Annotated in this window: 23 protein-coding genes; 9 read left to right on the forward strand and 14 right to left on the reverse strand. The window is 68.6% G+C overall.

The window, feature by feature from the left end; translation table 11 throughout:
• Nucleotides 1-2 precede the first annotated feature (2 nt).
• The 6 genes from IU449_RS04860 to IU449_RS04885 all read left to right on the forward strand — a co-directional run bounded on the left by IU449_RS04860 (nucleotide 3) and on the right by IU449_RS04885 (nucleotide 5,479).
• Nucleotides 3-725 (forward strand): dienelactone hydrolase family protein, encoded by a 723-nt coding sequence (locus IU449_RS04860; RefSeq protein WP_195000728.1) that lies wholly within the window; start codon nucleotides 3-5, stop codon nucleotides 723-725.
• A 631-nt stretch (nucleotides 726-1,356) separates the two neighbouring features.
• Nucleotides 1,357-3,537: an MMPL family transporter gene (locus IU449_RS04865; RefSeq protein ID WP_195000729.1), complete on the forward strand. Its 2,181-nt coding sequence runs from the start codon at nucleotides 1,357-1,359 to the stop codon at nucleotides 3,535-3,537.
• Nucleotides 3,538-3,626: 89 nt separating this feature from the next.
• A complete protein-coding gene (locus IU449_RS04870; RefSeq protein ID WP_067856685.1) occupies nucleotides 3,627-3,896 on the forward strand; it encodes a metal-sensitive transcriptional regulator in 270 nt (89 codons plus the stop codon).
• Between the two features lie 29 nt (nucleotides 3,897-3,925).
• Nucleotides 3,926-4,171: a DUF2892 domain-containing protein gene (locus IU449_RS04875; protein ID WP_195000730.1), complete on the forward strand. Its 246-nt coding sequence runs from the start codon at nucleotides 3,926-3,928 to the stop codon at nucleotides 4,169-4,171.
• A 40-nt stretch (nucleotides 4,172-4,211) separates the two neighbouring features.
• Nucleotides 4,212-4,616 carry a DUF302 domain-containing protein gene (locus tag IU449_RS04880; protein WP_195000731.1) on the forward strand — a complete coding sequence of 135 codons (405 nt, stop codon included), beginning with the start codon at nucleotides 4,212-4,214 and terminating at the stop codon, nucleotides 4,614-4,616.
• An 89-nt stretch (nucleotides 4,617-4,705) separates the two neighbouring features.
• Nucleotides 4,706-5,479: a sulfite exporter TauE/SafE family protein gene (locus IU449_RS04885; protein WP_195000732.1), complete on the forward strand. Its 774-nt coding sequence runs from the start codon at nucleotides 4,706-4,708 to the stop codon at nucleotides 5,477-5,479.
• On the opposite strand, the gene IU449_RS04890 is transcribed toward IU449_RS04885, so the two are convergent.
• The 7 genes from IU449_RS04890 to IU449_RS04920 form a co-directional block, all read right to left on the reverse strand.
• Complete coding sequence (locus IU449_RS04890) at nucleotides 5,476-6,168, reverse strand: universal stress protein (protein WP_195000733.1); 693 nt, start codon at nucleotides 6,166-6,168, stop codon at nucleotides 5,476-5,478. The genes IU449_RS04885 and IU449_RS04890 overlap by 4 nt on opposite strands.
• Nucleotides 6,169-6,240: 72 nt before the next feature.
• Nucleotides 6,241-7,548, reverse strand: a complete 1,308-nt coding sequence (gene nhaA / locus IU449_RS04895) for a Na+/H+ antiporter NhaA (RefSeq protein WP_195000734.1) — start codon at nucleotides 7,546-7,548, stop codon at nucleotides 6,241-6,243.
• 360 nt (nucleotides 7,549-7,908) lie between these two features.
• Entirely contained in the window at nucleotides 7,909-10,269 is a 2,361-nt protein-coding gene (locus tag IU449_RS04900; protein ID WP_195000735.1) for a heavy metal translocating P-type ATPase, read from the reverse strand.
• A gap of 332 nt (nucleotides 10,270-10,601) precedes the next feature.
• On the reverse strand, nucleotides 10,602-11,573 hold the full coding sequence (ligD, locus tag IU449_RS04905; RefSeq protein WP_228803705.1) for a non-homologous end-joining DNA ligase: 972 nt from the start codon (nucleotides 11,571-11,573) through the stop codon (nucleotides 10,602-10,604).
• Between the two features lie 260 nt (nucleotides 11,574-11,833).
• Nucleotides 11,834-12,616, reverse strand: a complete 783-nt coding sequence (locus IU449_RS04910) for a crotonase/enoyl-CoA hydratase family protein (RefSeq protein WP_195000736.1) — start codon at nucleotides 12,614-12,616, stop codon at nucleotides 11,834-11,836.
• A 107-nt stretch (nucleotides 12,617-12,723) separates the two neighbouring features.
• Nucleotides 12,724-13,377, reverse strand: coding sequence for an enoyl-CoA hydratase-related protein (locus tag IU449_RS04915; RefSeq protein ID WP_195000737.1), 654 nt, complete (start codon nucleotides 13,375-13,377; stop codon nucleotides 12,724-12,726).
• On the reverse strand, nucleotides 13,374-14,012 hold the full coding sequence (locus tag IU449_RS04920) for a TetR/AcrR family transcriptional regulator (RefSeq protein WP_195000738.1): 639 nt from the start codon (nucleotides 14,010-14,012) through the stop codon (nucleotides 13,374-13,376). Before IU449_RS04920 ends, IU449_RS04915 begins: the two co-directional genes overlap by 4 nt.
• A 158-nt stretch (nucleotides 14,013-14,170) precedes the next feature.
• Between IU449_RS04920 and IU449_RS04925 the strand changes: the two genes are divergently transcribed.
• A complete protein-coding gene (locus IU449_RS04925; RefSeq protein ID WP_195000739.1) occupies nucleotides 14,171-14,722 on the forward strand; it encodes a TetR/AcrR family transcriptional regulator in 552 nt (183 codons plus the stop codon).
• A gap of 68 nt (nucleotides 14,723-14,790) precedes the next feature.
• Here the strand turns inward: IU449_RS04925 and IU449_RS04930 are convergent, their stop codons facing one another.
• The 3 genes from IU449_RS04930 to IU449_RS04940 all read right to left on the reverse strand — a co-directional run bounded on the left by IU449_RS04930 (nucleotide 14,791) and on the right by IU449_RS04940 (nucleotide 19,220).
• Nucleotides 14,791-17,007 carry a molybdopterin-dependent oxidoreductase gene (locus tag IU449_RS04930; protein ID WP_195000740.1) on the reverse strand — a complete coding sequence of 739 codons (2,217 nt, stop codon included), beginning with the start codon at nucleotides 17,005-17,007 and terminating at the stop codon, nucleotides 14,791-14,793.
• 92 nt (nucleotides 17,008-17,099) lie between these two features.
• Complete coding sequence (locus IU449_RS04935; protein ID WP_195000741.1) at nucleotides 17,100-17,801, reverse strand: SDR family oxidoreductase; 702 nt, start codon at nucleotides 17,799-17,801, stop codon at nucleotides 17,100-17,102.
• A gap of 513 nt (nucleotides 17,802-18,314) precedes the next feature.
• Entirely contained in the window at nucleotides 18,315-19,220 is a 906-nt protein-coding gene (locus IU449_RS04940) for an acyl-CoA thioesterase (protein WP_195000742.1), read from the reverse strand.
• A gap of 209 nt (nucleotides 19,221-19,429) precedes the next feature.
• On the opposite strand from IU449_RS04940, the gene IU449_RS04945 reads away from it, so the two are divergent.
• The gene (locus IU449_RS04945) at nucleotides 19,430-20,293 is read left to right on the forward strand and encodes a PaaX family transcriptional regulator C-terminal domain-containing protein (RefSeq protein WP_195000743.1); all 864 of its coding nucleotides are present in this window, start codon (nucleotides 19,430-19,432) and stop codon (nucleotides 20,291-20,293) included.
• Between the two features lie 18 nt (nucleotides 20,294-20,311).
• Here the strand turns inward: IU449_RS04945 and IU449_RS04950 are convergent, their stop codons facing one another.
• The 4 genes from IU449_RS04950 to IU449_RS04965 are packed head-to-tail and all read right to left on the reverse strand — an operon-like array spanning nucleotide 20,312 to nucleotide 25,375.
• Entirely contained in the window at nucleotides 20,312-21,559 is a 1,248-nt protein-coding gene (locus IU449_RS04950) for a dienelactone hydrolase family protein (RefSeq protein WP_195000744.1), read from the reverse strand.
• 38 nt (nucleotides 21,560-21,597) lie between these two features.
• The gene (locus IU449_RS04955) at nucleotides 21,598-23,316 is read right to left on the reverse strand and encodes a flavin reductase (RefSeq protein ID WP_195000745.1); all 1,719 of its coding nucleotides are present in this window, start codon (nucleotides 23,314-23,316) and stop codon (nucleotides 21,598-21,600) included.
• On the reverse strand, nucleotides 23,313-24,542 hold the full coding sequence (locus tag IU449_RS04960) for a styrene monooxygenase/indole monooxygenase family protein (RefSeq protein ID WP_195000746.1): 1,230 nt from the start codon (nucleotides 24,540-24,542) through the stop codon (nucleotides 23,313-23,315). The genes IU449_RS04955 and IU449_RS04960 overlap by 4 nt, the downstream gene beginning before the upstream one ends.
• A 26-nt stretch (nucleotides 24,543-24,568) precedes the next feature.
• Entirely contained in the window at nucleotides 24,569-25,375 is an 807-nt protein-coding gene (locus IU449_RS04965; protein ID WP_195000747.1) for an SDR family oxidoreductase, read from the reverse strand.
• 320 nt (nucleotides 25,376-25,695) lie between these two features.
• Between IU449_RS04965 and IU449_RS04970 the strand changes: the two genes are divergently transcribed.
• Entirely contained in the window at nucleotides 25,696-26,706 is a 1,011-nt protein-coding gene (locus IU449_RS04970; protein WP_228803707.1) for an AraC family transcriptional regulator, read from the forward strand.
• Nucleotides 26,707-26,813: the final 107 nt, after the last annotated feature.

Genomic DNA, 26,813 nt, shown 5'->3' on the forward strand with positions numbered 1-26,813 from the left:
CCATGCAGACCATCGACCTGCCCGCCCCCGACGGCGCGATCGAAGCCGTCGTCGCCCGTCCCGAGGGCGAGGGCCCGTGGCCGGGTGTGGTGATCGTCCACGACGCCATCGAGTTCGGCGCCGACGTGCGCAAGCACGTCACCCTGCTCGCCGAGCACGGGTATCTGGCCATCGCGCCGAACCTGTTCTCCCGCGGCAAGGCTCGCTGCATGCGTTCGGTGATGCGCGCGCTGTGGTTCACCGGCGGGCGCAACGACGCCGAGGCGACTCCGGTGCGCGACATCCTCGCCGCTCGCGACCATCTGCTGGCCGACCCGCAGTGCACCGGCCGCACCGCCGTCATCGGTTTCTGCATGGGCGGCGGTTTCGCGCTGCTCACCGCGCCCCACGGTTTCGACGCCGCCGCCCCCTTCTACCCGGGTCTCTACGGCGATTTCCGTTCCCTGCTCGACGGCGCCTGCCCGATCGTCGCCAGCTACGCCGGGCTGGACCCTTCGCTGATCGGCGCCGCGGCCAAGCTGCGACGGTCCCTGGTCGATCTCGGTGTCCCGCACGACATCAAGACCTACCCGCGCGTCACCCACGGTTTCGCGAACACCTTCGCCGCCGAACCGCTGCTGCGCGTCACCGGTCTGGGCTACAACGAGGCCGCCACGGCCGACGCGTGGCAGCGCATCTTCGCCTTCTTCGACCAGCACCTCACCGAAATGCCCGCCGCCGACTGAGCAAACCGGCGGCGCCGTCCGATTCACGCGTCGGCCCACACATCGGACCTGGTGACGGACGCAGGAAAGTTCGACGGCGCGAAGCATGTGTTCACCGGCCCGGACGTGGGCGTGTGATGGCGGGGCAAAGCGGCTTGTTCTGTCGATCAACTGTCGTCGGCGGGGCTGGGCGGCGGGGCTCACATCGTCGGCAGTGGACAGAGTGCGGGATACCCCCTAGGGTATGTTCGTACCCCCTAGGGTATGCCGGGCGACAGAAACTGCCGGGCGGTCGATCCGCGTCCGCGTGAGCACCGGCACGTCGAACTCGTATACCCCCATGGGTATATTGGGGACCTGAATTCGAACCTGAGGAGAACTCCCGTGTGCTATCCCGTCACCTGCTCCACCTGCAAGAAGACCACCTGGGGTGGTTGCGGGCGGCACGTCGACAGCGTCATGCGTAACGTTCCCGCGTCTCGCCGCTGCCAATGCGGCAAGGACTCGTCGGCCACGGCGGGATCCGGATTCTTCAGCCGCCTCCTCGGCCGCTGACCCTGTAACCGACAGCCGCCCACGGGCGGTCCCGCACGAATTCCCAGGGCGCAGTGCGCCCTTTTACATACCCCCACCCGTATTAGGAGGGCTCGGAATGAGCAGCAAGAACGCCGTCGCCGACGGCCGGCCGCCGGCGACGACAACGCCGGGAGCCGCGCCGCCGACGACGCAGACCGGCGTGCTGGCTCGTATGGGCGCGATGATGGCCTCACACGCGAAGTGGGTCTTCGGCGTGTGGCTGATCGCCCTGGTGGCGCTCGGAGCCGCGGCGCCGACCGTGTTCGATTCGCTGGCAGGCGCCGGCTGGCAGGCCAACGGCTCGGAATCGGTGCGTGTGCGCGAGCTGGCCCAGCAACACTTCGGCGGGAATTCCTCGGCCGCGGTGCAGGTGGTCGTGCACTCCGACACCAAAGAGGTCTCCGATCCCGCGGTGCAGCAGGTGCTCACCGAAGCCACCGCCATCTTCGGAGGCGACGACCGATTCGGCGAGGTGATCGCCCCGCAGCCGGGGATGTCGATCAGCCCCGACGGTCACACCGGGATCATGATCGCCGGCGCGAACGCGAGCACCGACGACATGGTCAAGGCCGTCGACGAGCTCAAAGGCGAGCTGACAGCGCTGTCGACCGACAGCATCGAGGTCTATCCCACCGGCGCGTCCGCGCTGTGGAGCGACTTCAACAAGGCCAATCACGACGCGATGATCAAAGCGGAGATGATGTCGTGGCCGGTGACGCTGGCGATCATGGTGCTCGCGTTCGGCTCGCTGGTCGCCGCGGGTCTGCCGCTGCTGCTGACGCTGGCCGGGCTGGTCGCCTCGGCGGGCGGGTTGGTGCTGCTCAACCAGGTCACCCCGATCTCGGTGTGGGCGATGAACTTCGCGATGATGTTCGCCCTCGCGCTGGGCATCGACTACGCCCTGTTCATCGTCGCGCGATTCCGTGACGCCCTGCGCAAGACCGGAGATCCCCGTGCCGCGGTCGCCGAGACCATGGACACCGCGGGCAAGGCCGTCGTGCTGTCGGGCCTGACCGTGCTGGTGAGCCTGTCGGCCGTCCTGCTCGTGCCCGCTCCCGCGGTGCGCACCATGGCCGTCGGCATCATGCTCGCGGTCGTCTTCGTCCTGGCCGCCACCTTGACCCTGCTTCCGGCGGTGCTGGGCAAGCTCGGATCGAAGGTCAACGCGGGCTCGCTGCCCTACGCCAAGCGGCAAGTGCATCGGTCCCCGCGTTTCGAGGCCTGGGGCAACCTGCTGCACAAGCATCCGTGGCCCTTCGCCATCGGCTCGATGCTGGTGCTGGTGGCGCTGTCGATTCCCGTGCTGGGATTGAAGGTCGCCATGCCCTCCATCCAGGTCGTGCCGACCGACGCCCCGGTTCGCCAGGGCTATGAACTGGTCCAGGCCCAGATGGGGGAGGGCGCGCCGGGCATGCTCCAGATCGTCGCCCCCGCCGCCGAGGCCCAGGCCAGCGCGACGGCAGCCCAGGCGACGCCGGGCATCGCCATGGTGACCCCGCCGATGCCCGCCATGGACGACTCCGGCTATGTCATGTTGCAGGCGATCCCCGAGGTCGATCCGTCCGACGACGCCATGGGCTCGATCCTGGACCGCCTGCGCGCGGACCTGCCCTCGAACGCTCTCGTCGGCGGCGCGCCCGCGGAGAATCTGGACCTGCAGCAGGCTCTCGACGATTACCTGCCGGTGATCATCGGCGTCATCCTGGCGCTCGGTTTCGTGTTGCTGCTGGTGGCGCTGCAGGCGCCGCTGATCGCGATCCTGGGCACGGTGGTGAGCTTGCTGTCGACCGCGGCGGCGTTCGGCGTGGCCAAGCTGATCTTCCAGGACGGGCACGGCGCGAGCCTGCTCGGCTTCACCCCGCAGGGCTTCCTGGACGGCTGGGGTCCGGTGTTCTTCTTCGCGATGATCTTCGCCATCGCGATGGACTACACGGTGTTCCTGCTCTCGACCGCCAAGGAGCACTACGAGGAGTCCGGTGACCCGGATGTGGCGCATGTGATGGGCTTGGCGCACTCAGGCCGGGTGATCGCCGCGGCCGCGGCGGTGATGGTGGCGGTGTTCTTCACCTTCGCGCTGGCCGACCCGCTGCCGCCCAAGGAGATGGGCATCATCCTGGGCGTCGCGGTCCTGCTCGACGCGGTGTTCATCCGGCTGATGCTGCTGCCGGTTCTGCTGCGCCTGACCGGCCATGCCGCCTGGTGGTCGCCTGCCTGGCTGCGCCGGGCGCTGCCGAACATCCGCTTCTCGCACGGCTGATGTGCTGGGGGTATGCATGGCGGATCTCACCCCGCCATGCATACCCCCTGGGGTATAGTGGGGGAAGGTTCAGCCGAAAGGAAATCGTCATGGTCGGAAACGATGAGAGCATCGCTCTGGTGCTCAACAGACTGCGCCGTGCACACGGACAGCTCGCCGGGGTGATCTCGATGATCGAGAACGGCCGCGACTGCAAGGACGTGGTCACCCAATTGGCCGCGGTATCGCGCGCACTGGACAAGGCCGGATTCAAGATCGTAGCCAGCGGCCTGCGCGAATGCCTCACCGGGGAGGTCGAGAACGGTAAGGAACCCCTCAGCGAAGACGAGCTGGAAAAGCTCTTCCTCGCACTCGCCTGACACATCCGCAACCCAAGGGAGAATCTTCAGTGAACAGCCTTCCTCGCCATCACGGCTGGACCGTCGAGCGCGTCGTGCCGCTGATGGCGGGAGTGATGGTACTGCTGAGCGTGGCACTGACCGTGGCCTTCACACCGTGGTGGCTGCTGCTCACCGGGTTCGTGGGCGCCAATCTGGTCTTCTACTCGGCGGCCGGATGGTGCCCCGCGAGCCTGATCATGGAGAAGGTCGGGCTCGAGCGCGTCAGCTGCCGTATCCCGGCCGCCCAGGAATGACCACCCAGAAGGTATCGACCGACCAGACGGAGGCACACCGATGAAGCTGGCACTGTCCACCACCCTGCAGACCTCGTTCGACGACGCCGTCAGCCGAACCCGCGCGGCATTGCAGGAACAAGGATTCGGCGTCCTCACCGAGATCGACATGCAGGCCACCCTCAAAGCCAAGATCGGCGCCGACATGGAGCGCTATCTGATCCTCGGCGCCTGCAATCCGCCGCTCGCGCACCGGGCGGTGGAGGTTAACCGCCAGATCGGCCTGCTGCTGCCCTGCAACGTGATCGTGCGCGAAGCGCCCTCGGGCGAGGGCACCGTCCTCGTGGAGGCGATGAACCCGCAGCTGATGGTGCAGGTCACCGATCAAGCCGAACTCGAGGGCGTCGCCGAGGACGCCGGCCGACGCCTGCAGGCCGCGATCGATGCCCTGGCCGCCGCAGGCTGATTCCCCGGCCATTCCGCTTCCCCGGCCATTCCGCTTCCCCGGCCATTCCGCCGCCGCCGAGCACCACAGCACTCGAACAGGAGCCACCGATGACGATCCTCGTCGCCGTCGTGCTGGGTGCTGTCATCGGAATCCTGCTCGGCCTGCTCGGCGGCGGCGGATCCATCCTGGCCGTGCCCGCCCTCGTCTACGGGCTCGACATCCCGCTCGGACAGGCCGTGCCGATGTCGCTGATCGTGGTCGGTATCGCCGCGCTGTTCGGCGCCATCCCGAAAGTCCGTGCAGGACAGGTCCAATGGCGCGTCGCGGGCGTCTTCGCCGCCGCCGGCCTGCCGGCCGCGTTCGCGGGCAGCGCGGTCAACCGGCTCCTGCCCTCCGCCCTCACCCTCGCGGGCTTCGCCATCGTGATGATCGTGGCCGGAGTCCGCATGCTGTCGAAATCCGAGGCCGTCGGCACCGCATGCCGCGTCGAGGGCTCCACCGTCAACTGGCGCCGATGCACCTCCCGCGCCGTTCCCGCCGGCCTCGGCGTCGGATTCCTGACCGGACTCTTCGGCGTCGGCGGCGGCTTCCTCATCATCCCCGCGCTGGTGCTGCTGCTGGGCATCGAGATGACCGTCGCTGTGGGCACCTCCCTGGTGATCGTCACCGCCAACTCCGGCTCCGGGCTGCTGGCCTACCTGGGCAACCTCGACCTCGACTGGGTCCTCGTCGCGGTGTTCACCGCCACCGCCATCGGCGGATCGGTCATCGCGGGCCACTTCGGCAAGAAAGCCGACACCCGCCGACTGCAGACATGGTTCGCCTACCTGATCTTCGCGGTGGCGGCCTTCGTCCTCGTCGAAGTGATCTTCCTGCGCTAGCGGGCCTCACCCCGCGCAGGCAAGTACTCGTACGCCACCGCCGCCGTCGCATCGTCGGGCCCGGAAGCCGCGCCCGTCGGGTCGACGACCAGGACGGGTACAGCGCAGTGCGCGGTGAGGTATTCGGTGACACTGCCGAGCATGCGCGTCGACATGCCGCGACCGCGTTTTCCGACCACCACCACATCAGCACGTTGGTCCTCGGCGAACCAGCGCAGGCACTGCCCCGGAGGACCCGCCAGAATCGCGTAGCCCACCGGCGCCTCGTCCACCGCCGCGGCCACCGCGGCCAGGCGCTGTTTCGCGGTGTCCAGCACGGCCGAGGCGGGGTCGGTCCGGTCGTCGTGGGACACCACGGCGACGAGTTCGAGCACGGCCCCGCCGGATCCGAACAAGCGCAGTGCGGCTTGCAGCGCATGCTGGGCGTGAACGGACCCGTCGTATCCGATCATCACCCGCAGTTCACTCGCCTCGCCCGCGGCGGCTTCCCATCTACCTACCGGCTTCGCTTCCACAGAGCGAGGACCGCGTTCGGCTCGCTCGTAGGCGATCGGTACGAACAACGGCCCGAGAATCACGGCGATCAGCGTCCAGCGCGCATCGTGTCCCCGCCGAGCCATCCACCATCCGGTCGCCAGCCCGGTCGATACCCATACGACGACAAAGACGGTCAGCGCAGTCCAGTTCACGATCATCTCCTCGACATCGGTGGCATCCTGAGATGCCGGGCGGGAGCGAATGGTCGCGGTGACCGGTGGCCCTCACCGCTGCTGGTAGACATCCGGGATCCCGTCACCGTCGGCGTCGACCTGTTCCAGGGCGGCGATCGTGCGGTAGGCGCGGTTGCGGACGGTGAGCACCACCGAGGCGAGTGCGGCGCTGAGCAGCGAGCCACACAGAACCGCGACCTTGACATGATCCGCGGCGACCGTGCCCGCACCGAAGGCGAGATCGCCGATCAGCAGCGACACCGTGAAACCGATACCGCCGAGCAACGAGACCCCGAGAACATCGACCCAGCTCAGTTCGTCATCGAGATGGGCGCGGGTGAACCGGGCCATCAGGTAGCTGACACCGAAGATGCCGACGACCTTGCCGAGCACCAACCCGGCGATCACACCCGCGGAGATCGGGTCGGTGAGCGCGTCGGTCAGCCCGGTGAGTCCACCCACCGTGACCCCCGCGGCGAAGAACGCGAACACCGGGACCGCGACCCCCGCGGAGATCGGCCGGATCCGGTGTTCGATCTGCTCAGCGACGGCGATCTCCCTCCCGCCGACCATCTGCGACACCGGGACCATGAACCCGAGCAACACACCGGCGATGGTGGCGTGCACCCCGGATTCGTGCACCAGCCACCATGTGAGCGCCGCCGCGGGCAGCGACACCGGCAGCAACAGCCACCACCGCGTACTCGCACCGCGCCGCAGCGTGACACCGAATACCGCCAACGGAACCAGCGCCGCGGCCAGGTAGAGCAGGTTCACGTCATCGGTATAGAACACGGCGATCACCGTTACCGCGAGCAGATCGTCGACCACCGCGAGAGTGAGCAGGAAGGTCCGCAACGCCGAGGGCATACGGCTGCCGATCACCGCGAGGATCGCCACCGCGAAAGCGATATCGGTCGCCGTCGGAATCGCCCACCCGTTCAACGCCTCCGCTCCGCCGCGCAGATTGATCGCCACGAAGATCAGCGCCGGGACAACCATGCCACCGAGCGCGGCGGTGACAGGCATCGCCGCGCGACGCAGATCCCGCAGACTGCCTTCGACGAATTCCCGTTTGAGTTCGACACCGACGACGAAGAAGAACACCGCGAGCAACCCGTCGGCGGCCCACGTGCCCAATGTCAGGTCCAGATGCAGCGCGGCCGGGCCCACGGTGGTGTCACGCAACGCCAGGTAGGAATCGGCCCAGGCGCTGTTGGCCCAGATCAGCGCCGCCAGCGCGCCGATCAGCAGCAGCACACCGCCGACGGTTTCCTTACGGAGGATCTCGGCGACGCGACGAGATTCCTGCCACGAACCTCGGGACAGGAGGGGCGAACCGAAAAACGTACTGGACAACACAGATCCTCGAAGGTCGGCGGGCAGAGACGAGGTTTCCGAAGACCGCCGCGACAGAGCAACGCGCGGCGTCGCGCCGACTACGGCACGTGATCACCGGGAATACGAGACGGGTCCTCCGCCGACGAGTCGATCACCGCGCTGATCGAGGATCGCTACAGGCCGGACAGACGGGGATACAGCGGAAAGGCGCGGACACAGGGAACCTCCGGTTCGACAACAAGATCATTTCTGCCGACCAGACTTCCCGGCGCACCGCCCATGACCCTACCGCATTCGATCTTCCGGCCCCTCGGCGGCTCCACGGAAGGACACCCCTCGCGCATGCCGGAACCGTCGGATCACGCGCCGAACTACCCGCTATCCACTCACCCGATGGCCGGCGATACCACCGCTCTCCGGCGCCAGGGTGAAGTAGTTCTCCTCCTCCTGCACGAAGTGCAGCCTCAGCACCGCATACAGCCCGTACAGGACGGCGAGCAGGTCGTCACATTGGTCGGCCCGCACGCCGCCCGCCGCGTCGGCCTGCGCGAGGTGCGCGCGCAGCCGACGGCTGAGCCGATCGATCTCGGCGTGCATGCGGCTCATCGTCGCGGTCGCCTCCCCGCCACCGAGCGGCGCCGCCAAGGCGGGATAGAGCTCACTGTCCTCGGCGTGTTCGTGCGGCAGCAGCGTGTCGAACAAGAACGCGTCGGCGCGGCGCAACGCCGCATGAGCGGCGACGAGGTCACCGGCGGCGAGCAACTGGGCGACTTCACGCAGGATCGACAGCTCGTCGCGCAACACGTCGTGTTCGGCGGAGAACCTGTGCAGCATCGTCTCGGTGTCTTCGGGCAGGTTCAGCTCGCGGGCCCGGTCACCGCGCAGCGCACGCAACGCGTTGACGATGACCGCGACATCGATGCCCTCCTGCAGCAGTGCGCCCACCGCCGGAGGCAGATACCCGAACGCGGCGAACCCCATCGCGATCAGGGAAAGCCCCATGCCGACGGCGGCGCTCTGCACCGCGATGCGGCGTGAGCGGCGAGCGATCTCCATCGCGTCGGCGAGCGGGTCGAGCCGGTCGGTGGTGAGCACGATGTCCGCGCTCTCCGAACTCGCCGTCGAACCGCGAGCGCCCATGGCGACACCGACGGTCGCGGCGGCGAGCGCGGGCGCATCGTTGACACCGTCACCGACCATCACCGTCACTGCCGACTCCCGCTCGGCGCGCACGCCTGCGACCTTGTCGGCCGGGGACTGCTCGGCGTAAACCCTGTCCAGACCGAGAACGGACCCGATCTCCTCGGCAGGCTCGCGTCGATCACCGGTGAGCATGACCAGCCGGTTCAACCCGGCCGAGCGCAGCCGCCGCAAGGTGCGTGAGGCGTCGCGGCGCACCGGGTCCACGAACAGCAAAGCGCCCGCGAGATCGCCCGCCACCGTGATCCACGCGACCACGGCGCCGTCGAGGGCGGCACGGCTGCGCACCGCCCGAGCCCATCCCGGTGCGTCGGCGGGCAGGGTGAGGGTGCCGACGGTGATCCGACGGCCGTCGACGGTGGCGGCCACGCCGGTACCGGCCTGCTCGACGACGTCGGTGGGCATCGACAGCGCCAGCCCGCGCATCTTCGCCTCCTGCACGATCGCCTCGGCGAGCACGTGCGGGGAGAGCTGATCCGCGGATGCGGCCAGCCGCAGCACTTCGGTGGCGTCGCCGCCGGGAGCGGTCACGATATCGGCGCTGGTGGGACGACCGCTGGTGAGCGTGCCGGTCTTGTCCATCACCAGCGTCCTCGCGTGCCCGAGGTTCTCGAGCGCGCCGCCGCTGCGGATCACCACCCCCAGGCGCGAGGCCCGCGACAGTCCCGAGACGATCGCGACGGGCGCCGCGAGCAGCAAGGGACACGGAGTGGCGACCACGAGAACAGCGACAGCGCGGGTGGCCGAGCCGCTCAACAGCCACGCGAGCCCGGCCATGACCAGCGCGACCGGCAGGAACCAGGCGGCGACCCGGTCGGCGATCCGCACCACCGGAGCGCTCTCGGCGGCGGCCTCGCGAGCCAGGCGCACGATGCCCGCGTAGGTGCTGTCCTCGGCGGTGGCACGCGCCTGCATCTCGAACGCCCCGCCGGCGTCGACGACGCCGCTGCGCACCGCCTCCCCGGTGCGGCGCTGCACATGCATCGGCTCACCGGTCAACACGGATTCGTCGAGTACCGCCAGTTCGGAGGTGAGCCAGCCGTCGACGGGGACCACCTCGCCCGGTCCGACGACCACGGTGTCACCGGCAGCGACCTCGGCCAGCGGCACCACTTCCACCTCGTCGCCGACTCGGCGGCGAGCCGTGCGCGGAGCATGCTCGAGCAGCGAACGCAGATCCTTGGTGGCGCGACGTTCCGCGGCCGCGTCGAGGGCCTGCCCCGAGGCCAGCATGACACCGATCAGCGCCCCGGCGACGTATTCGCCGACCAACAATGTGCCCAGCAGAGAGAGCACCGCGATCAGATCGACCCCGATCCGGCCGCGACGCAGCGCGTCGATCACCCACCACACGGCCGGCGCGACCGCGATCACGGTGCCCGCGATCCAGCAGGCATCGGCGGCCTCACGCGCATCCGCCAGCCACGCGACACCGCCGAGTGTCAGGGCGGTCACGCTGGCGATCAGAAAAACCAGCTCGCCCCGAGCACGGATGCGTGCATGCCACGGAACCTTCGGTGCCGCCGGCGCGTCGGTCATGCGCCGCTCCCTCACTCGGTTTCCGGCGTACTGCTCCCGTCGTCCTCGAGGCTACCGGGATTTCGTCGGACGGTCGCCTCCACCGGTGGAACAGGCCGCATCGTGGACGATCCGCTCGGACGCACGTCCCGTCGGCGGCGCGTTCGCCGCGATGGTCTCGACCGGCTCGACGCTACGGTCGACGTTTCGCACATCGCTCGGTCACCGGGTGCATGATGATCTCGGCTGTTGTCACCATGAGCCCACGATGACAGCGTGAAGCCCTCGAGCCCTCCGGGTTCCGACGCTCCTCGGCCTTCCCACCGGGTCGCCACCCGGTGAGCATCCTCCGCTCAACTGCTCGGCGAGTGGACCTCGTCGGGATTCTTGTCGATGCGCAGTCCCCGCCAGCTGGGGTGACGCAGACCTTCGGAGGTGGCTTCGCGATATTCGATGTCGGCGACGAGTTCGGGACGCACCCAATGCGCTGTGGAAGCGATCGCCCGGGGCACAGGCAGGTCGAACGGAGAATCGTGCCGTGCGAGCTCGTCGAGGCGGGCGCGCAACAGGGTGCGATCGTGCTGTTTCCAGCCGGTGCCGACATTGCCGATGTGCACCAAGCGGCCCTCGTCGTCGTAGGCGCCGAGAATCAGCGAACCGAACGAACCGCGCACAGAACCCTGCCCGGGCAACCATCCGGCGATTACCGCTTCTGTGGTCTTGCGCAGCGGCATCTTGATCCAGGCGCGGCTGCGCGCCCCGGGCCGGTACGACGAGTCCAGCCGCTTGGCGACAATCCCTTCGAGTCCGTGGTCAGCGGCGTCGGCCGCCAGCCGCTCGGGGTCGACATCGGTCCACACGGGGGAGGGTTGCAGCGGCGGGTGGGACAGGTCGAGCCGGTCCAGCAGCGCACGGCGTTCGGCGAAGGGCAGCGCGACAGTGGGCCTGCCGTCGAGGACGAGCAGGTCGAAGATCATGTACAGGACCGGCACCTCACGGATGAGCTGCGCCGAGGGCACCTGTACGTGCATGCGGCGCTGCAATCGGGAGAACGACGGCGCACCGTGTGCACCGCCGGGCGCGACGATCTCCCCGTCGAGCACCGCGCCGTGGTCGGCGACCCACCGCGTCACCGCGTCGGCGATCTCGGGGAAGGAGCCGGTCACCTGCTTGGCGTTGCGGCTGTAGAGCACGCACTCACCGGAGGTGGTGTCGGCGACGGCACGCATGCCGTCCCATTTCATCTCGAAGGCCCACCCGCGCGGGTCGGCGGGCGGCACTCCAGCAGTAGCCAGCATCGGCGACAGCGCGGACACCACGCTCATCAGCATATCTGCAGCAACCGATATCAGAGGTTGTCACCTCGTGACGGGAGCAACCCGTTCGACGATGGTGGTCAGCATCGCGGATTCGAGGTGGAGTGGTGACTCGCTCGCCACGTTCCGACGCCCGGAGTATCGCGCCCGGAGTATCGGCGGCGGCAAGCCCCTGCCACCGCCGACGCGCTCACACCCGCTGACGGCCGAATGTCGTCGTCCGGCGGACGGGGCGGACGGACATCACCGGCCGCGTCCGCCGCACGGCATCACTGGCCGCGCCACTGCGGCGCACGCTTCTCGGCGAACGCGCGCGGCCCTTCGGCGGCGTCCTTGCTCATGAACACCGGGATGGTCTGCTCCAGGTTCATCTGCCAGATCGGCGCGTCCCAGTCCGACCCGAAATCGGCGGCCTTGTGGATGATCCGCTTGGACGCGCGCACCGCCAGCGGGGCGTTCGCCGCGATGGTGTCGGCCAGTTCGACCGCCACGGTCAGCACCTCGTCGGCGGGCACCACTCGATTGACCAGCCCCCACTGCAGCGCGGTCGCGGCGTCGATCGGCGTGCCGGTCAAGGCCATCTCGAGGGCGATCTTCTGCGGGATCTGACGCGGCAGCCGCAGCAGACCGCCGGCGGCGGCGACCAGGCCCCGCTTGACCTCGGGCAGACCGAGTGTCGCCTCGGCGCTCATCACCGCCAGATCGCAGGCGAGCATGATCTCGGTACCGCCGCCGAGGGCGAATCCGTTGACGGCGGCGATGAGCGGTTTGTCGATGAAATGCTGGACCAGTCCGGCGAATCCGTATTCGGGATGCTCGGGATCGCCGATGTCGCGGCCCTGGGCCAGTGCCTTGAGGTCGGCGCCCGCACAGAATGCCCGGCCGGCGCCGGTGACGACGCCGACGCGGAGTTCGGGATCGCCGGCCAACTCTTCCAGCGCGGCACCCACGGCCTTCGACAGCGCCGAGTCCACGGCGTTCATGGCGTCGGGGCGGTTGAGGGTGATGACTGCGACAGCGCCCCGGCGTTCCAGGGTGGCGGCGTCGGACATGTGCGGACCTCCTTGCTGCGACCCGCGACGGTGCGGGCTCACTGTGTGTCGAACCTACCGCCGGGGCCGGGTCCGCACCCCTCGTTGCGGACCCGCGCCTCGCCCGGTCAGCTCTCGGTGAGGGCGGTGACGGCGTCGGCGAACATGGTGTTCTTGATCGCGCCCATGGTGCCGGAATCCTTGCCGAGCAACGGTCGGACCATGTCGAGCGCGGCCTCGGTGACCGCCTCCTCGGCGACAGCCGCGTCGACGAGGTCGATCGCGGCGGCGTCCGCGCCGCCGAAGCGACGCCCGGTGGTCATCGAGGCGATCTGTGCCTTCGGGGTCAGTTTCGCCTGGATCAGCGCCGCCATGCCGGGGGTGAACGGAATCCGGATATCGACCTCGGGGAAACAGAAGAAGCCGCGGTCCGCGCGCATCGACCGGTAGTCGTGGGCGATCGCCAGCATGGCCCCTGCCCCGAACGCGTGACCGTTGACCGCGGCCGCGGTCGGCAGCGGGAAGGTCAGCACCCGCGCCAGCAACGACTGCACCTGGCCGACATACCACTGCATCCGGTCGGCGTTGGCGCCCAGCCATTCCAGGTCCAGGCCGTTGGAGTAGAACTTGCCGGTCGCGGTGGTCACCAACGCGTGCGCCCCCTCGGCGAGCACGGTGTCGAGGTGCGCGTCGACCTCCTCCAGGAAGGTGGGGGAGAAGCGGTTCTCGTCGCCGCCGAGATCGAGTACGGCGATGGAATCGCGAATGTCGAGGGTGGTCACAGGTTTTCCCTTTCCGATGGTGTGATGTCGTCAGAGCTGACAGTGGGTGGCGAAATGGACAGGACCGCGCGGACCGCGGCCCGCAACCGTTCGCGCGCGACCGGGTCGGCCCACCGGTCGCGACGTAACAGCAGAGCGGTCGGCAGATCCACCAGGCAGGTAGTCAGGACTTCCACCGCGCGCCGGTCACGCCGCCCCCACAGGCGCACCGCCAACCCGATCAGCAGATCGACCACTTGCCGCTCGGTCGCGCCGATCTGCTCGGCGAGTTCGGCGGGCAGATCGGCCCCGAGCAGTTCGTCGCGGGACACGGTGAGCACCAGCCGAGCCGATGCGGGGAAGCGTTCGGCGAACACACTCGGCGCTTCCGAGGCCGCGACGATGGCCTCGACCGGGTCCGAACCGGCACCCTCGGCGAGTTCACGCTGCACCTCGAGGAACCGGTGGGCTGCGCGCAACCATGCTCGTCCCAGCAGGCCCGCGCGCGAACCGAACGTGTGATAGAGCGCGCCGTTGGACATTCCGGTCGCCGTGGCCACCGCGCGGACCGTCACCGCCGCGGGACCCGAACGCGCGGCGAGCGCTTCGGCGGCATCGAGCACGACGTCGGGGTCGTGCACGCGGGGTCGTGGCATACGCAGACAATAACAGAGCATCCGCTCTATTATGTATGGGGTCCGAAATGTGCGGTGTTGCGCACGCGCACTACAGGATTCACGACCCGCACCAGCACCGATGCGGTAGCCTCGACCTGCTTCTCCCACCCCCACCCGAACCAACAGAACGGCGCCGCATGTCACGAGTGGTCACCAAGGAGCAGTACTTCCACACCGCTCTCGAGGTACTGGCCGAACTCGGCTTCAAAGGACTCAACATCGGCGTCCTATGCCGCAGGCTCGGCGTCACCAGCGGCTCGTTCTACCACCACTTCGGCAGCTGGCAGGGCTTCGTCGACACCCTGCTCGAACACTGGGAGAACCGCCAGATCCTGCTGCTGCGCGGACGCAACTTCAACCAGGGCAACCCCGACGAAGACGTCACCGCCATGTCCGACCTCGCCCTCGGCCTGCACCACGCCGCCGAAGCCGCCATCCGCGCCTGGGCCGCCAACGACGAATCGGTGAACCTCGCCCTCAAGCGCGTCGACGAATCCCGCCGCCGCACCGTCCACAAAGCCGTCCGCAACGTCATCGGCGACGACCACACCGCCACCGTGGTCACCTCGATGGGCATGGCCATGCTCGTCGGCTACCAGCAGATCGCCGCGGGCGGCGGCGACGGCACTTCACTCGACGACCTGCTCACCCAGTACAAACGCCTGATCTACTCTTACACTCACGACTGACCGGCGCGCTGCCGCCGCGCACTTCTCGACCGCCCGCCGACTCACCTCGAATCGGAATCGACCTCGGCTCACACCGAGGCCGGATTCCCCACATCGACCCGCGCGCCCTGCTCCGCAGTGTCGCCGACACGCACGGGAGTGACCCGCACCCAGGTGTTGTTCACCGCCGAAGCCCCCGAGAACGGATCCACCAACGCCGGATCGGGCAACAGATTCGCATTCGCCCCCGGCAGCGACGCCGCCACCGACCAACCGACACCGGCTTCCCGATGCCCCCACCCGTGCGGCACAGCCACCGCGCCGACGCGGATCTCGTCGCTGATCTCCAGCGCCACCACGATCGACCCCGTCACCGAGGTCACCTCCACCTCGTCGCCCGCGACCAGGCCGCGCGTCCGAGCATCATCGGGATGCATCAACGCCGTGCACCGAACCCGGCCCTTCACCATCGACGGCAGGTTGTGCAGCCAGGAATTGTTGCTGCGCAGATGACGCCGACCGATCAACTTCAGATCGAACCCGTCCGGCGCGACCGTCAACGACCGCCCCGCCGCCGCCTCGGCGACCAACTCCCGTGCCGCGCGCACGAATTCCTCCGGCGCCACATGCACCTTGCGATCCTTCGTCGCGATGATCGACCGCAACCGCGGCCGCAACGGACCGAGATCCACACCACCGGGTGTGCGCCGCAGCTTCGCGATCGTCACACCCCCGCGTCCCCGCCGCAACACCCCGTACGGTCCGGTCGCCATCGCCAACCCCGTCAACCGCATCGGCGAAGCCACTCCGAACAGCGCGTTCACCACCCGGCCGCTGACCCCGCGTACCGGCAACGGCAGCACCTCGGTCACCAAACGCGCCAGGATCTGCCAGTCCTCGAGCCCGTCGGCAGGCGGCTCGAACACCCGCGCGTCGAAGCGCACATTGTTGCGGACACTGAACACCGGGAACAGGATGCTCAGATCCTCACGCTCGAGCTGCGAGATCGGCGGCAGGATGATGTCGGCGTGCCGAGTCGTCTCGGTGATGTACATGTCCACGGCCACATAGAAATCCAACGACTCCAGCGCCGCGGGCAACCGACCGCCCTGCGCCGTCGACAACACCGGATTACCGGCGTAGGTGACCATCGCCCGAACCTGCTGCGGCCCCTCGGTCAGAATCTCCTCGGCCAGCGCCGCCACCGGCAACTCACCGCGGAACGACTTGTAGGCACCCGACCGATCCGTCCACGCCCCGTACCCGACACCGAGGAACCGAGCGAACGCCAGCGCGTCGACCGGGGGAGTGGAGTACATCTGCCCGCCCGGACGATCCAGATTCCCGGTCACGGCGTTGATCGTGTTCACCAGCCAGTGCGTCAACGTCCCGGTCACCTGCTGACACACCCCGACCCGGGCATACAGCACCGCCGACTTCGCCGCGGCATGCTCGCGCGCCAGCCGACGGATCGTCTCCGCGTCCACGCCCGCGGGCCCGGCCATCGCCTCGGGCGTCACCTCGGCCACCAAGGCGCGCAATTCGTCCCACCCCGAACACGATTGCCGCACCGCACGCTCATCGCACAGCTTCTCGGTCACCAGCACGTGCAGCATCGCCAGCAGCAGATACACGTCTCCGCCCGGGGCGACCGCGACGTGCTCGTCGGCCAGTCGCGCGGTCTCGGTGCGGCGGGGGTCGATCACCACCACCGCGCCGCCGCGATCGCGCACCGCGCGGATGCGCTGCTTGGCGCCCGGCATCGTGGTCACCGATCCGTTGGACACCGCCGGATTCGCTCCGAGGATCACCAGCCGATCGGTGCGGTCGACATCGGCTACCGGCATGAGCAGATTCGACCCGTACATCTGCCAGGCGGCGAATTCCTGCGGGAACTGATCCATCGAGGAGGCGGTGAAGAAATTGCGCGTCAACAGGGCGACACGCAGCAGCACGCCGTAGAGCACCGAGGAGCTGTGCGCCGCCGGATTACCCAGATACATCGCGATCGCGTGCGGCCCGTGTTCTTTGCGCACCGCGCGCAGCCGCCGCCCGACCTCGGCGAACGCCTCGTCCCACCCGATCGGCACGAACTCGTCCCCGACCCGCTTCACCGGGGTGCGCAGCCGGTCGGGATCGTGGTGCAGGCCGGCCATCGCGGTGGCCTTGGGGCAGATGTAGCCCTTGGACAGCACATCGTCGGGATTGCCCTCGATCCGGGTGACCTGAGTGTCCTCGACGGTTACCAGAATGCCGCAATGCGCCTCGCACAGCGTGCACTGCCGAGCGATGGTCTCAGTGCTCATGTTTCCTCGCGCCACCTTCCACGGTCCTCCGCTCAGGCTACCGCCGACCCCCTCACCACACGAGATACTTTCGTCAGATTCGTCTCATATTCTCACCTGAGTGTGACGCCGCCGTCGACCGGTATCACCGCACCGGTGATGTACGCGGCGTCGTCGGAGAGCAGGAAAGCCACCGTGCCCGCGACCTCCTCGGGCCTGCCGAGCCTGCCCAACGGGATCGTGGACAGCTCGGCTTCGAGCCTGGCGTCCGGGACCGCGGCGAGCATGTCGGTATCGGTGTATCCGGGCGCGATGACATTGCTGGTGAAATTCCGTGCGGGGCCGCCGATTTCCTTCGCCAGCGAGCGCGCCATCCCGACCAGACCGGCCTTCGCGGCCGCGTAGTGCACCTGCCCGGCCATGCCATCGGTACCCGCCGCGCTCGAGATGAACACCATGCGACCGTATTTGGCCTTGATCATATTGCGGCTGGCGCGCTGCGCGACCCGCCACGCCCCGGTGAGGTTCGTGTCCACCAGGCGACCGAACTCCGCGCTGGTCATCCGCATGATCAACTTGACCTCGGTGATGCCGGCATTGGCGATCACCGCCTCGATCGGACCGTCGGTCTGCTCGATGTGTGTGAAAGCCCGGTCGACCGAGTCGTCGTCGGTGACATCCATCTCGACCGGCAGGACCCCTTCGGGCACGCCCTTACCCCGATGACCGCCCCACACGGTGTGCCCCTCCTCGACCAGCCGCGCCGCGATGGCCGCCCCGATTCCGCGATTGGCCCCGGTCACCAAGACACGCATGAAGAATCCCCTCTCGAATACGAGCCCCTGATCCGATCCGAGGCCACCGATCACCCTATCGACACCCGTTAGGTGATGCACACGGCCAAAAATTGTGCGACCCAACGCTTGTCAGGTGGCCACTGCCCCACTCTCGAAGCGTCACGTGACGATTCAAGATCGGGCGCCGAGCATGACAGGGGAGGGGTATCCGCGCGCGGCCGCCCCGCTGAATCGACCGATCCACATGCCGGATTCGAGACCGGAAAATTTCCGGCGGGCCGAAACATCACCCGGGCGCACACAGCCCGGGCAACGCCGATTTGTCCTCACGCACCCGGAAGCACGTGGTCGACACCGAACGGTCGCGCCGAGCCGCGGCGAGCCAGGGGTCCGAGGCAAGCTGGGTCGGCGCGCACAAGAGGCGACACATCACGCGAACGCCGAAGAAACCGACCCCTCTCGCCGATCCCGTTGTCGCGCCGATAATCTACATTATGTCAACTAGAGGCCCTGTGGTCGGTCCCCTCCGCATCATCCTTTGCGGATCATGCCTTCCTGCAACACTGTCGCCAGGTGGCGGCCGTCGCGGGCGAAGAAGCGGCCGTAGTTGAGGCCGCGGCCGGACTCGACGGCGACGGCGTCCTGGACGTAGAGCAGCCAGTCGTCGAGCGGGCCGGGACGGTGGAACCACATGGCGTGGTCGAGGCTGGCGGTGACCAGGGTGGGATCGGCCCACGGGAGGCCGAGAACGCGCAGAGTCGGCTCGAGGATGGTGTAGTCGCAGACGTAGGCGAGTGCGGCCAGGTCGCGCTGGTCGTCGTGCAGACCCTCGACCGGGCGCAGCGGGTCGAACGGCTTCACCCAGACAGCCTGATGCGGGGCGCGCTCGCCGTCGATCTCCAGGTACACCGGGGTAGGCACGTGCCGCATGTCGAAGCTGCGTCCGGCCGACCAGTAGGCCTTCGATTCCTCGGTCATCGAGCCACCGCTGCGGTCGCGTAGGTAGTCGGCCGAGCTGGGCAGGGTGTCCGGGTCCGGGACGGTCTCGGCGAGCGTCGCCGCGTAGCTGCCGCCGGGCTCCCCCGCGGCGAAATTGGCCAGGCCGACATAGATCGGCTTGCCGTTCTGGTAGGCGCGCACCTGCCGGGTGCTGTAGCCGCGGCCGTCCCGCAACACCTCCACCTCGTAGCGGACCTCGGCGCCGATATCGGCGGGGCGCAGGAAGTAGCTGTGCATGGAGTGCAGGGTCTTGCCGTCGGTAACCGAGCGGATCGCCGCCACCGCCGCCTGAGCCACCAGGTCGCCGCCGTAGGCCTTCGGCCACGGGCAGGGCTGGGTGGTGGCGGTGAAGGCGAGGTCGAAGTGCTCGGGTTGCGCCGGGGTGAGGGTGATCGCGGCGGTGAAAATCCCCGAGGTCGTCGTCGAGGTGTGGGTCATCAGCGCTCCAGCCGGTCGAACGTTCGGACGTCACCGGCGATGCCCGCCGGCTCCCCCGAATATATCGTATCTGTTACGACAGTCAAATCTTGAATATATTCCTTTGGCTCGCTGATCGAGGGAGGCAGCTCGGAGACCCACCGCGACAGTCACGTCCACCGGTCACGGCGAGCTCCGTGACGCGCACCCCCGTGACGTATGGTGCAGGCATGACGGCAGAGATCGAATCGACCGGCGCCGCGGGCGGCCGGGATACTCGCCTCGCCCAGTTCATCATCACGATCTTCGGCTTGTGCGCTCGCGCGGAAGGCAATTGGCTCTCCGTCGCCTCGGTGGTCGCACTGATGGCCGATCTGGGCGCGGAGGGCCAGGCTGTCCGCTCCTCCATCTCGCGGCTCAAGCGCCGCAACGTGCTGGTCAGCGAGCGGCACGCGGGAGCGGCGGGCTACTCGCCGGCACCACAGACATTGGAGGCGCTCGCCGAGGGCGACACCCGCATCTTCCATCGCACTCGCGCCACCGAGGACGACGGCTGGGTCGTCGCGGTGTTCTCGGTACCCGAATCCGAGCGCGAGAAGCGCCATTCGCTGCGAACAACGTTGACCCGCTTGGGTTACGGTACCGCCGCGCCGGGCGTGTGGGTGGCGCCGGGCAATCTGGCCCGCGAGACCGAGCAGATGTTGCAGCGGCGCGAATTGTCCTCCTATGTAGACCTTTTCACCGGCCGGCACCTGGGGTTCGGTGATCTGCGGGAGAAGGTCACCACCTGGTGGGATCTGGACGAACTCACCGCGCTCTACACCGAATTCCTCCAGCGGTATCGGCCGGTGCTGTACCGCGTGACGAGTGAGGACATCACCCCGTGCGAGGCTTTCCAGCTCTACGTGCCGATGCTCACCCAATGGCGGCGCCTGCCCTACCTCGATCCGGGCATCCCGCTGTCGCTGCTGCCGCCCGCCTGGCCCGGTGAGGCTGCGGGCACGCTGTTCGACCAACTGAACGAGGCACTGAGCTCGCCGGCCCACAAGCACGCACTCGCTGTGATCCACGGCAAGCGCTCCCCGGGCGCGTGAGCCGGTCGCCCGCCGCACTCAGCTGATCGGCTTCCCTTCGCTCGCAGCCCAGTTCGGCATCAGCTCGTTGGATGGCAGTGTCTTGTCCACCAGCTTGCGGCCCTGCTCCGACCCGGATACGGGCAGGCCCGCGGGGTCGAGCAGGCCGATCTGCGCCAGGACGCTCGCCTGGTCCCAGTAGATGTGCTCGTTGTAGAGCTTGTCGCCGCGGAATGTCACGATCGCCACCAGGGGCACCTCGACGTAGCGGCCGGTCGGCGCGACACCGGGCAGCATCCAGTCGATCTCGCGGTCGTGGGTGAAGCAGAACAGCTGTTCCTCGACGATGCGGTCGGCGCCGATAGTTCGCGAGATCGGGATCGACCTGGTGTCGGCGGGATTGCTGTGCACGAAGTGGTGTGCGTAGAACCGGGACAGGTCGCGGTAGCCGACGCCGCCGGTGAGTGTGGGAATGTGGTTGACGTAGGGCTCGGCGACCATCGTCGCCATCGTCGCCGGAACGTCGCGCGCCTCGAATTCGTAGTGGATGTGGCCGTCCCACAGGGCGGACAGGTCGTAGCGCGGGCCGATGGCCTGGCGCAACGCCTCGAGCGTGCGGGAGTAGGCCATGCCGGTGCTGAGCGGTTCGTAGGTGTCGCGGCCGAAAGTGGCGAAAGCGTGGTCGACGCCGGGGTAGTCGTAGATCCGGACGCGGTCGTTGCCGTCGAAGGCGCAGCGGATGGACCGGCGTGCGGGTTCAGGGCAATAGTGGTCGAGTTCGGCGAGATGGAACACCATCGGGACACCCGGCTTCGCGGCCTCGTCGAGATGCTCGTGCACGCCGACACCGTAGTAGCTGACCGCCACGTCGATGGGCAGCCGCACCGCCGACAGGTAGGCCAGCAAACCGCCGAGGCAGTAGCCGACCGCGCCGACACCACCGGCCTGGTCGGCCTGGTCCCCCATCGCGCGCAGGGCGTCGACGGTATCGGCGATGTCGGAGAGGGCCGAATCGAGGTCGAGTTCGTCGCGCAGGTGCAGGCCGCGGGCGAATCCTGCCTCGTCATAGCCGAGTTCGACTCGCGGCTGCGAGCGCCAGAACAGGTCGGGCACGAGGACGACGTAGCCTTCCTCGGCGAACTGGTCGGCCATCCGGCGCATGTAGTCGTTGATCCCGAAGATCTCCTGCAACAACACCAGACCGGGGCCGGAGCCGCGCGGCGGCGCAGCCAGATACGCGGCGAAGCGTTCGCCGGAGGGTTTCACGATATCGATGTAGTTGCCCACAGAGCGGTCCTTTCCGCCGGATCACCCCGGCGCGGAAATCAGACGAAGTCGGGGTGTTCGGCGGCGATGCGGTAGGCGCCGGAGTGGAACACCAGCGGCGCGCCGTCGCTGGTGTCGAAGTGCTCGACCTCGCCGATGAAGATGATGTGGTCGCCTGCCTCCACCCGTTGCACGGTGCGGCACTGGAAGCGCGCGATGCTGCGGTCCAGCAGCGGTACGCCGGCGATGCCGTCGCGATAGGCCACGTCGGCGAATTTGTCGGGCGCCGGGGTGGCGAACTGCCGGGACAGCTCGTGTTGGTCGGCGGCGAGTACATTCACGGCGAAATGACTGGCCGCGATGAGATCGGGCAGACTCGGCGCTTTCTTGGCCGGGCACCACGCGATCAGCGGCGGATCCAGCGACACCGAGGTGAACGAATTGGCGGTCACGCCGATCTTGCGGCCATCCGGCGCGCGGGTGGTGACCACGGTGACGCCGGTGGCGTACTGGCCGAAGGCGTTGCGCAGTGCACGCGGATCCGCCGGACGGTCGGCGGCGCGGACGGCCGCGAGCATCCGCTCGGCGTCGGCGCGGTCGAACCACCAGTCGTGCAGGGTGCTCGGATCGTCGAAGCCGGCCGCGAACAGCGCGGCCACCGCGGGCTCCTCGGCCGCTACCGGGATCAGGTCCACGACGTGCGCGGGCAGCCCACCCAGGACGCGGTTGGTCCAGGCGACCGACCATCGGCCCCAGCTGCGCCAGAACGATTCGAACGTCTCGTGCATCCATTCCGCGTCGAAGGGTCGTGTCCCTCGTTGCAGCACCGCGTCGAGGTAGCTGCCCGCCGCGTGCACGGCGTTGTTGGCGCCTTGCGCGGTGAGTGGGTCGTTGAGCACCACGGCGTCGGCGAGGCCGAGCACGGGATGTCCCGAGGCGGTGTAGGCGACGGGCTTGCGCACGATCGGGGTGAGCCGGCCGCGCAACACCGCGTTCTCGTCGGTGAGTTCCACCTCCCGAGCGCGCTCGGCGACCGCGGGGAACACCTCGTCGAGCACTGTCAGGCAGCGGCGCAGGTGTTCGCCGGGGCCGGTCACGTCCTCGAAGCGGTCCATGGGCCCGCCCGGCACGCCCTCGAAGACCAGGATCGAGCACGGGCCGGTCGTGGTCAGCGCGGGCAGGGTGATCAACTCCCCCACCCCGGGCGCGACGGTGACGGTCAGCTCCGCGCCGGTCTCGTCGGGCCGCAGGCCGTGGACGTAGGCGACGGCCAGCACCCGCTGCGGCCGGTCGTAGGGCGAGCGGACGGCGTCGCGGACGAACATTCGGCCCAGGTCGCCGGTGCCGGTCGCCACGATGGTCAGATCATGGTGCCGGGCGATCATGTCCAGCCGGCCTGGGTCGACATCGGCGACCTGGAAGTCACCGCCTGCCGCGACGAAGTCCTCGATCAGCGCGGCGCAGGCCACCCGCTGGTCCACCGATTGTGCGGGTGTCTCGAACGCCGAGACCACCGTGCCGACGCCGTCGACGGTCAGTGCCAGCCGGTCGATGGCCGGGGCGGCGATGTCCGCCCCGTCGATGATTCGGTCCATCACCCGCACCGCCGACCCGAACAGGCACTGGCTCGACAGCACTCCGCCCGTGCGCACCTGGTCGGGATCACGGTCGCCGATCAGCGTGACCGCGCAGCCGTGCCTGCGTAGTCCCAGCGCGACCAGGGCGCCCGCTTGCCCGGCGCCGACGATCGCGATCCGCCGCTGCGCCCGCGCGCTCATGCCACCACAGCGAGGTCGTCGAGATACGCCTTCGCGCTGTCGGGGTCCATGAACCAGTGGAAGAAGTCGCGCGGGTCGTCGAAGCCGTTGGCGAAGCGGCGCGCGATCCGGGGATTCTTCCCGGCCGCGCCGAGCAGTTGCAGGACATGCTCCGGCGGCGGGACCAGCAGCGCGTTGGTCCAGGTGGCGACGTAGCGGGCGTAGTCCCAGTACCGCTCGAAGGTGTCCTGCATGAAAGCGCGGTCGAAGGGGCGCTCTCCGTGTTCGAGGATGCTGGCCAGGTATGACGACGCGCATTTGCTGGCGTTGTTGGAGCCCTGGCCGGTGACCGGGTCGTTGAGTACCACCACGTCGGCCATTCCGAGCACGGTCGCGCCCGAGGGCAGCACGCCGACGGGATGTCGCACGGTAGGCGGGAAGCGTCCGGCGAGCGTGCCGAGGTCGTCGGTGAGTTCCAGGTCGCGGCACCGTTCGGCCTCCCACGGCAGGTAGGTGCGCACGATGCCCAGCGCGATCTCGAGATGCTGCTGCGGGTCGGTGACGCCGTTGAAGCAGTCCATCGGCCCGCCGGGCACGCCTTCCATCACCATGATCTCGCAGGGGCCGGTGGTGGTCAGCGCCGGGAAGACGAAGTACTCGCCGATGCCGGGAATCATGTTGAACGACACGGCCGAGAACGGCTCGCGCGGCGTCATGCCCCGGACGTAGGTGAGCGCGAGGGCGCGCTGCGGGACGGTGAAGGTGGAGCGGGCGGCGTCACGCTCGAACAGTGTCGCGATATCGCCCTTGCCCGCCGCGACGAGGACCAGGTCACTCGAGCGCGCGTACTCCTCCAGGTCGTCGACGGTGGCGTCGTGGATGTCGAGACGGCCGCCGCGCTGGGTGAATTCGGCCATCCAGCGGGCCATTTTCACCCGCTGGTCCACCGATTGGGCGGGGAGGTCGAGCCGGGAATCCCAGGAGATGGCCTTGCCGCCCGCGCCGTCGGGCACGGTGAAGCCGATTCCCTCCACGTCCGGGCATTCGTTCGCCCAGAAGTCGATGCCGAGCACGCGTTCGCGCGCCAGCGCGCCGCCGAACATGCACTGGCTGGAGCTGACCCGGCCGTTGTAGATCTGCTCGGGAGTGCGGTTGGAGACTATGCGGACCTCGTATCCGGCGGCGAGCAGGCCGAATCCGAGCTGCAGGCCGGATTGCCCGGCGCCGACGATGGTGATGGAAGGCATGGGTGTGTTCCTTTCGAACGGGTGGTCTAGGCGGTCGCGTCGTTCGCGGCGAGTCGGGGAATGGCGGGCACCGCCTGTTCCGGGCCGAGCGCGGAGTAGCCGCCGTCGACGGCCCAGTCGGCCCCGGTGACGAAGGAGGCGTCGTCGGAGGCGAGGAAGGTGATCACGCGGCCGACCTCGTGCGGGTCGCCGACGCGGCCGAGCAGGTGGAAGGGGGCGGCGACGGCGTCGGTGTGCGCGCGGTCGCCGCCGGAGAGGTCGTCCATGATCTTCGACCACGTCCAGCCCGGGCTGACCGAGTTCACCCGGATGCCGTCGCCGGCGTAGTCGGTGGCCATGCTGCGGGTGACCTGCACGATCGCGGCCTTGCTGGCCGGGTAGACCCAGCGGCCGGTCTGGGCCACCTTCGACGAGATCGAGCTGAGGTTGATCACCACGCCGCCCGAGCGGGCCAGATGCGGACGCGCGGTCGCGGCGAAGACCACCGCGCCGACGAGGTTCACATCGAGGGTTCTGCGCCAGGTCGCCCGGTCGGTCTCGGCGCCGTCGTCACCGTAGGAGCAGGCCAGGTTGACCAGCACGTCCAGGGTGCCGTGGCGTTCGACGGTGGTTGCCACGCAGCGGGCGATGGAGTCGTCGTCGGTGACATCGGTGTGGACGAAGGTGGCAGTGTCGAACCGCTGTGCGACCTCGGTCCCGGCGGTGTCGTCGATGTCGGCGACCACCACCTGTGCGCCCGCGGCGACGAGTTCCTCGACGACCGCGGCACCGAACAGGGTGGCTCCGCCGGTGACGATCGCGGTCTTGTTCGCTAGTGAGCTGGAATGTGGCATCACGCCCTCCGAGACGCTGGTTGCTGTGAGGGCTGTCACGCTAAGGGGACGGTGGGCGCGCAGCTATCCGCAGAGCGCGGGAGTTGTCCGAAGTCTGTGGGTCGTCGACGACGGTTGGCGGAGCGAACTGGACAGTGTGAGCCCGATCACGGCAGACTGTCACGCGTCGCGACGCCCGGCCCCTCGGCCGAGGCGGACCGGCGGATCGATTTCGCGATTCTTGACACGCCCGACCACGACAGGGAACACAATGGCAACGCGCGTTTGTGACGATGGTCATTGAATCGTCATACGTTGAGACCCTTCCGTGGAGGACGCCGTTGCAGTACGAGGACCGGCCGCTGGCCCGCCACCAGCTCACGACATCCGGCGATCCCGACCTCGTCCGCTCGGCCGTCGGTACCGCGTTCTGCGACCACCGCCTCTCGCCCCTGCGCCGCGACATCGCCCTGGACGCGCACTTCCACGGCGTCCGCTGGGACACCGCCGGTGTCTACTACCTCGAATACGGCACCGACGTGCGCATCGACCCGCGCGACCTCGACGATTTCTATCTGATCCAAGTGCCACTGGAAGGCCACGCTACGATCACGGTCGGCTCGCGCAGCTTCGTCTCCACCGCCGAGGTCGCCTCGGTGCTCGAGCCAGGCGACCGGGTGTCGATGTCGTGGGAGGGCGCCAACCGGCAGCTGCTGCTGCGGCTGGACCGAGCCACGGTACACGACGCGGTCCGCAAGAAGCTCGGCCGCGAGCCGTCCGTGCCGCTGGTGTTCGACCCGCTCATGGACCTCACCACACCGTCCAACCGGACCTGGCGCGGGCTGCTCGCACTGCTGGTGGACGCCATCGATCGTGCGGCCGCGCCGACCTCCATCGCGGTGCGGGAGTTCGAGGGGCTGTTGATCAGTCAGCTCATTCTGGGCCAGCCGCACAACTACCGCGACGAACTCGACCGCAGGCCGCAGCCGGTGGTGTCGCGACCCATCGCCAAGGCGGCCGAACTGATCGAGGCGCACGCCCACGAGCCGTTGACCGTCGACGACATCGCCGACGCGGTGGGCATCGGCACCCGCACCCTGCAGGACGGCTTCCGGCGCTACTACAACACCACACCGATGGCCTTTCTGCGCGACGTCCGGCTGCGCCGCGTGCGCACCGACCTGCTGCAGGCCGACCCCACCCTCACCACCGTCACCGACATCGCGATGCGCTGGGGCTTCCTGCATCCCGGCCGACTCTCGGTGCTCTACCGCGACCGCTTCGGCGAATCACCCTCGCAGACCTTGCGTTTGGCGACCGACGGGGCGCAGGCCCGCGCCGCCGCCGTCTGAGGGTCCTGGCCCCATCCCCTGCCGCGAAGGCACCGATACGGGATACGCCGGGGTTGGGTGGTCGCGGACCGCACCTGTCCGGCGTCGACGCGGTCCCCTGTCCCGGC

Source organism: Nocardia higoensis (assembly GCF_015477835.1).
Classification (GTDB): Bacteria; Actinomycetota; Actinomycetes; order Mycobacteriales; family Mycobacteriaceae; genus Nocardia; species Nocardia higoensis_A.